The organism is Undibacterium sp. Ji83W (assembly GCF_049340385.1).
In the GTDB taxonomy this organism is placed as follows: domain Bacteria; phylum Pseudomonadota; class Gammaproteobacteria; order Burkholderiales; family Burkholderiaceae_D; genus Undibacterium.
Window position 1 is genome coordinate 259,133 of sequence record NZ_JBMPOZ010000008.1, and the last position, 6,250, is coordinate 265,382.

At 48.0% G+C, this 6,250-nt stretch carries 4 protein-coding genes; 1 reads left to right on the plus strand and 3 read right to left on the minus strand.

Features of this window, described 5'->3' with window-relative positions:
• Window positions 1–3: 3 nt before the first annotated feature.
• The 3 genes from ACO0LD_RS15750 to ACO0LD_RS15760 form a co-directional block, all read right to left on the minus strand.
• Window positions 4–942, minus strand: coding sequence for an ABC transporter permease (locus tag ACO0LD_RS15750; protein WP_423008417.1), 939 nt, complete (start codon window positions 940–942; stop codon window positions 4–6).
• A gap of 51 nt (window positions 943–993) precedes the next feature.
• Window positions 994–2,850 (minus strand): ABC transporter substrate-binding protein, encoded by a 1,857-nt coding sequence (locus ACO0LD_RS15755; protein ID WP_423008419.1) that lies wholly within the window; start codon window positions 2,848–2,850, stop codon window positions 994–996.
• 74 nt (window positions 2,851–2,924) lie between these two features.
• Window positions 2,925–4,670 carry an ABC transporter substrate-binding protein gene (locus ACO0LD_RS15760; protein ID WP_423008421.1) on the minus strand — a complete coding sequence of 582 codons (1,746 nt, stop codon included), beginning with the start codon at window positions 4,668–4,670 and terminating at the stop codon, window positions 2,925–2,927.
• Window positions 4,671–5,784: 1,114 nt separating this feature from the next.
• On the opposite strand from ACO0LD_RS15760, the gene ACO0LD_RS15765 reads away from it, so the two are divergent.
• Window positions 5,785–6,250, plus strand: a 466-nt coding sequence (locus ACO0LD_RS15765) for an energy transducer TonB (RefSeq protein ID WP_423008424.1), incomplete at its 3' end; no start/stop codon positions are given.

A 6,250-nucleotide genomic window follows, 5' to 3' on the forward strand; every position in this document is an offset into this window, starting at 1 on the left:
TCCTTATTTCAACTGTACGCGTGGATCAACCGCCTGGTACAGCAGATCGGTCAACAAATTAAAAAACATGGTGGCTGCTGCGACATACACGGTGATCGCTTTGATCACCGGGAAGTCACTGCGCTCCACTGCCAGTATCACTTCACGACCTATCCCAGGGATGGAAAAGAAACGCTCGATCAGGAAGGCACCAATCAGCAGCGCTGGCAGATTCGACATGACGTGGGTAATGATAGGTATCGATGCATTGCGCAAGACGTGCACCCATTTCACGCGGCTTTCCGAGACACCCTTGGCGCGTGCTGTGCGCACATAATCCTGGTTTACTTCATCCAGCACAAAGGTACGAAACAGACGCAGGTTAGGCGCTACGCCAACCGCCAGGGCAATCAGGATAGGCAGGGCAGAGTATTTGAACAGGTTCTCGGCGAAATGATTGCCCCAGCCTTGTACCGGAAACATGCCCAGTTTATAAGCAAAGAAATACTGACCAACGATGATGTAGACCAGGATACTGACCGACATGCCGACCGTACATGCAATCATCACAGAACGGTCAGTGAACGAGCCGCGCTTGAAGGCAATTGCCAGTGCCAGTGCAATTGCGATCAGGGTTTCGATAATTGTCAGCGGTATCAGCACTGTCAGTGAAGGGCCAAGACGTGTGCCTATGATGGATGACACGGCTTCACCCGTACTCCAGCTATTGCCAAAGTTGAAGGTGACAATTTGCTTGATGAAAATCCATAGTTGTACATAGTAGGGCTGGTCTATGCCCAACTGGGTGCGGATATTGGCAATCTGTTCGGCATTCGACATCTTGCCCGCCAGGATGTAGGCCGGGTCGCCACCCACCCAGTTAAACAGGAAAAACACCAGCAGGATGACACCCAGCATCGTTGGTGCCATCTGCCATAAGCGGCGCAGTATATAAGCGGTCATGTTTGTCTCTCGGTTTTCAAATTTCAGTTAGTCTGCGGCTTATTTTTTTGTCTACTTGGTCTTGTCGATATCTATCTGCATCCATTCTATATGCATGATGGGGTGTTTCTTATGCCCTATTACGCGTGGCTGTGACAGCATCATGCGGTGGCGCGCATAACCCAGGCGTTGCGCAGCATACAATTCCATGATGCGGGTCATCTTGTGATACAGCAGATCGCGCTCTGGTCCCGGGGCCAGTTTTTGTGATTGCTCATACAGCTTGTCATATTCAGGAATGGTGACGCAGCCATTATTATTCATGTGTATGTTTTTGCCGTAAAACAATTGCATGAAATTATCGCCATCGGGATAGTCCGCTATCCATGGTGAAATGCGCTGCATCAACTGGCACTGCTTTTCTGCTTTGAGGATTTCAGCAAAGGGACGGAATTCGGCACGCATCCTGATACCAATGCCGTCATAAGATTTTTTCCATACTTCAGCCTGTAAATGACCGCGTGATTCGGTTTGGGCAGTATGCACAATTTCCAATGGGCTGCCGTCAGGGTTGGTGCGATAACCATCCTTGCCTTTTTTGTAGCCGAACTTGTCGAGCAGGGCATTGGCGGCGGCAGGATTGTACTGGATGCTGCTTTTGTAGTTAGGGTCATGACCCACTACGCCATGAGGGATGGGATATTGCAACGGTATCGCATGACCATTGTCGACGATGCGTATTTCTTCTTCTACATTATGTGCCATGGCCATGGCGCGGCGCAGGGCGATTTTTTCTTTGCTCAGGCCACCAAATACCGGATCTTGCATGTTCCAGTAATAGATAGTCAGCTCAGGATCGACAATGCGCGACATCTGTATGCCGCGTTTGACAAATTCAGGTTTCAAATCAGGGCCGTTCAATACCTGGGGGGCCAGGCCGCCATATAACTGGAATAAATCAATTTCATCTTTCTGGAATGCCAGCAGGCGCGACTGGTCTTCCAGTATCACATTGACGACGACGCGACCGATTTGCGGCATGCGCTTGCCTTTCATGGCGGCGATGATTTTTTGGTCATTCGGGTCAGAGCTGGCCTGAAAGTCCCATATCGTTGTGTGGAAATCAGGATTCGCGTCCAATATCATTTTCGAACCGCGTACCCATTCAGTCAGTTGGAAAGGGCCGGTGCCGACCGGGTTTGCCATGGCAGCACCCTGTACGTCCTGGTATTTTTCTATGACCTCACGTGCAACGGCAGACATGGCGGTGTAGGCCAATATCATGGGCAGATTAAAGTCAGGGCGCGTCAGATGTATGCGCAGGGTATATTTATCGACGACTTCCAGTCCGGGTACTTTGGCCGAATAATCAAACTTGCCGGATTTTTTTGCCTGTGCCGCCAGTTGATCCAGTCCTGCGATCTTGTCCTCTAACAGCCAGACATGAGTAGAGGCAATTTTCGGGTCCATGATGCGCTTGAATGAGTACACGTAATCATCCACCGTCAGTTCACGTTTTTTACCATTGAATGCTGCATCAGGGGTGAAGTAAATGCCTTTTTTCAGCCTGATGGTATAGGTTTTACCATCGGCAGAAATCTCTGGCATGCCATCGGCGGTTTCGGGAATGATTTTCGCCGGACTCGCCAGATAGTCATAAGTGAACAGGCGCTCAAAGATCGCTTCATTGATGGCGTTGGAGTACAGGTCGCGAGTCGCCGCAGGATCAAAGCCAGTCTCGGCAACAGGGAAAATGGTGCGCAACACTTTTTCCGGATCAGCAAACTCAGGTTTGGCGGCATGCGCCTGCAAGGGCAGGGTGGATGACATCAGAGCTGCAAGCGCCAGGCATATCGCCATGCCTGTTCTGCTCAGCTTGCGCATTGCCATGTTGTGCTGATTGCGCTGATACGGATGAGTGGACTTCATTAACAAGTTCTCCTGCTATTTTGTACGGTGGTGATAAGTGAATATTGAGTCAAACTGGTACTGACGGGCTAAGCTTAATGTTTTTCTACATCAATGAATGCCCAGTCAGAATGCAAGATGGGATGTTTTTTATAGCCAGTAATCCAGGGGCGATACAACCAGCTACGGATGCGGGAAGTGTGCATGATCCAGGGTGTATCAGCTTCTACCTGACGGTTCATTTGCGCATATACCTTATTGCGCTCTTCACCCAGGGGCATGGATACTGCCTTGCGGAACAACGCATCATAGGCGGGCGACTCATAGCAGGCATGATTGCCAGCACCAGATTTTGGGCCGTATAGCAGTTGCAGGAAATTTTCACCATCAGGAAAGTCTGCATTCCAGGCGCCATTCCACATATTTAGCTTGCAGGCGGATGCAGCTTTCAGATTGTCGGCGAAATTGCTGACCTGGAAATCTATGCGCAAACCTATCTTGTCGAGACCGCGTTTATAAATCTCGGATTGCACTTTATAGATGGCGGCAGGTTCCACGGTTTTTTTTATCGTCAGTGGGCTGCCATCAGGGTTATTTCTATAGCCATCCGCGCCACGCTTGTAGCCAAAATGATCAAGTAGTTTATTGGCCAGCTTGATGTCGTACACCAGGCTGCTGCGGTAGGATGGATCATAACCAACGATGTCTTTGGGGATGATCATTTCTGAACGTATCGCCTGTCCCAGACGCATTTGGGCGATCTCGTCTTCATAGCTATAGGCCATGCCTATGGCACGGCGCAGGGCAATTTTTTCCTTGGTATAGCCGCCGATGACAGGATCGCGCATATTGAAAATCGTAAAAGTATTACCGGCATCGGTGACCCTGTCCATCTTGATGCCCTGGTCTTTCAGCTCAGGCTTGAGTTCAACGCCATTCAGTGCCGCAGTAGCAGCGCTTTGCGGCAATTTATCTATGTCCAGTTGCCCATCCTGGAATGCCAGCCAGCGCGATTGTTCTTCTTCGATGATGCTGATATCGACCTTGCCTACCTGGGGCATTTTCTTGCCCTTCATTTGCTTGACGATTTCTTCATCGCGGGCGCTGCCTGTCGATTTGAAATCCCAGGTGTAGCCACGGTATTCGGGATTGGCCGTCAGTACGATTTTGCTGCGCGGCAGATATTTTTCAACCATGTAAGGGCCGGTACCGACCGGGTGCAGGCCAGTCTGGTCGCCATAAGCCTCGATGACTTCTCTTGCTACAGCGCCAAAACCACCGTAGGCGACGACATACAGAAAATTGTAGTCAGTTGCCTTTAATTCTATTTTAAGTGTGTATTTATCAATGACCTTCAGGCCGGCAACAGGCGCATCATAATCAAATTTGCCTGTTTTCTTTGCTTTGGCTGCGACATCATCAAGGCCGACGATCTTGCCTTCGATAAAACTGGCATTGGGGGAACGGTTAACTGGGTCGAGTACGCGTTTGAAGGTGTAAACATAGTCATGCGCAGTCAATTCATGTTTTTTACCCTTGAATGCCGGATCAGGCGCAAAGTAGATGCCAGGTCTGATCTTGAAGGTAAATACTTTCCCCTGTTCTGTCACTTCTGGCATGGTTTCTGCTGATAGTGGCAAGAGGCGGGCAGGGCGCGCCAGGTAATCATAACTAAGCAAGGGCTCGAAAATGGCTTCGCTGACCCAGCCAGAATAGAAATTCTGGGTTTTGGCCATGTCAAAACCATCATCTGCAGCTTCAAAGGCTTGTCTGACTACTTTATTGAGATCTGCAGGGTTGGCTGCTTGCGCCATCTGCAAGGGAAATGTAGCCAGCAGCATAGTTAAAATGCAAGTAACTCTCTGGTGACGCATGAACATTTTTAAACCTCATCATCTGGTAACGCAAATTTGCTCTGTTTAAGCATGGATCAGGCCCGGTTAGCAAAATGCTTGGATTTCATGGCACAAATCTTGAAAGAAACACTACCTGAATAGATTAATTTACATATTGCAGGTGCAAATTAATTTTGCTCCCGATTTATCAGACAGTTTCTTTTGCTTAAGTTTCAAAAAGCCGTAACCATAACGCAAGAGCCTTGCCGTTGGGGGAAGGAAAGAAATTTTTATTTCATACCGAATTGCTGCGGTGTGACAATTCTTTTCAATTTAGGTTTTTTGAGTGCATTCTGGCAATAATTGCGCATTATTAAGGGGATTATGATGTTGCTATGCACCATGGTGGTGCGGTAATTCGACGCAACTTTAGATAGTTTGATGCTTGAAAAAAGGCTCAAAAAAAATTAAATTTTGGCGAGTGAAGGAATGAACAAATTTCTCAATGTAATGAAGTGTAAAAAAAGCTGCGCTGGAATAATTTATGCTGCATAGCACAAGAAATTAGGTTTCCTTTGCGGGTGTTTTTTTGGCAAAATGCGCCATGTTGTTTTTTTGACGGAGCGACAGGTAAAGCACTTGACAGTTTCCGGGCATAAGTGGTTTTATGCGCCTTCGGAAAAAAATCTGACGGCTAAATTTACATTTTCCCTATGGTAAGTTGGTGCTTTTTTACATAGGAAGTTTTTTAGCCGATCTGATCTATGTTTAGTGCTGTGTAATTGCTGCAAGTAATAATAATTTTCTTGCCTGTCATTGGTTTGATGGTCACTTGTGACTCAATGAATTTGGCAGTGGAAATAGATCAATATTTTTTATTACCTGGTCAAGTACAGATGTCGTCAGTAGAAACTGGCATTTTGGTTGCAGGCAAAATTAAATAAGTCAGTTTTGGGAAAAACCTCGATTTATATTTTGATGAGCCTGCAGCTTATGAATTTATAAGTGGTTTTGTATCGGTATGGTTTTTTATTGATACACAGCATTTATAATCACTTTTTTGTTTGAGTTGTTTTGACTTGCGTCAGACAGTTGACCTTGTGGTAGTGGAGGAGCAGTAATGGATTTTTCAAATCGCCAGCAAGAGCCGGGGAAGAAGTTTATAGGCTTAGGGCTGGTTATCGCATTTCACGTACTGGTGGTATATGCACTGGTATCCGGATTAGCGCGCAAGGCCATGGAAGTGGTAATCAAGCCAGCAGAAGTCAAGTTGGTGGAAGAAGTAAAACCGCCACCGCCGCCGCCAGATACACCACCACCGCCGCCACCAAAGTTGTTGGCACCGCCACCCCCGTTCATTCCCCCACCGGAAGTCCAGGTACAGCAACCGGTACAACAAGCCCCGACCATCAGCGTCAAATCTGAAGTCAGGCCAGAATCGAATGTGATCCCCAAGGCAGTGGCAGCACCCTCGCCGGTCGCAGACACCAAAGCCACAGGCCCCTCCATCGTGCCTGGCGTGATCGACTTCAACGTCGGTGGTTGCAAACCGGAATATCCGCGTGCCTCTTTGCGTAATGAAGAAA

Coding starts and splice junctions, on each gene's coding strand:
- ACO0LD_RS15750 (WP_423008417.1), bottom strand. CDS start 942: ATGACCGCTTATATACTGCGCCGCTTATGGCAGATGGCACCAACGATG.
- ACO0LD_RS15755 (WP_423008419.1), bottom strand. CDS start 2,850: ATGAAGTCCACTCATCCGTATCAGCGCAATCAGCACAACATGGCAATG.
- ACO0LD_RS15760 (WP_423008421.1), bottom strand. CDS start 4,670: ATGCTGCTGGCTACATTTCCCTTGCAGATGGCGCAAGCAGCCAACCCT.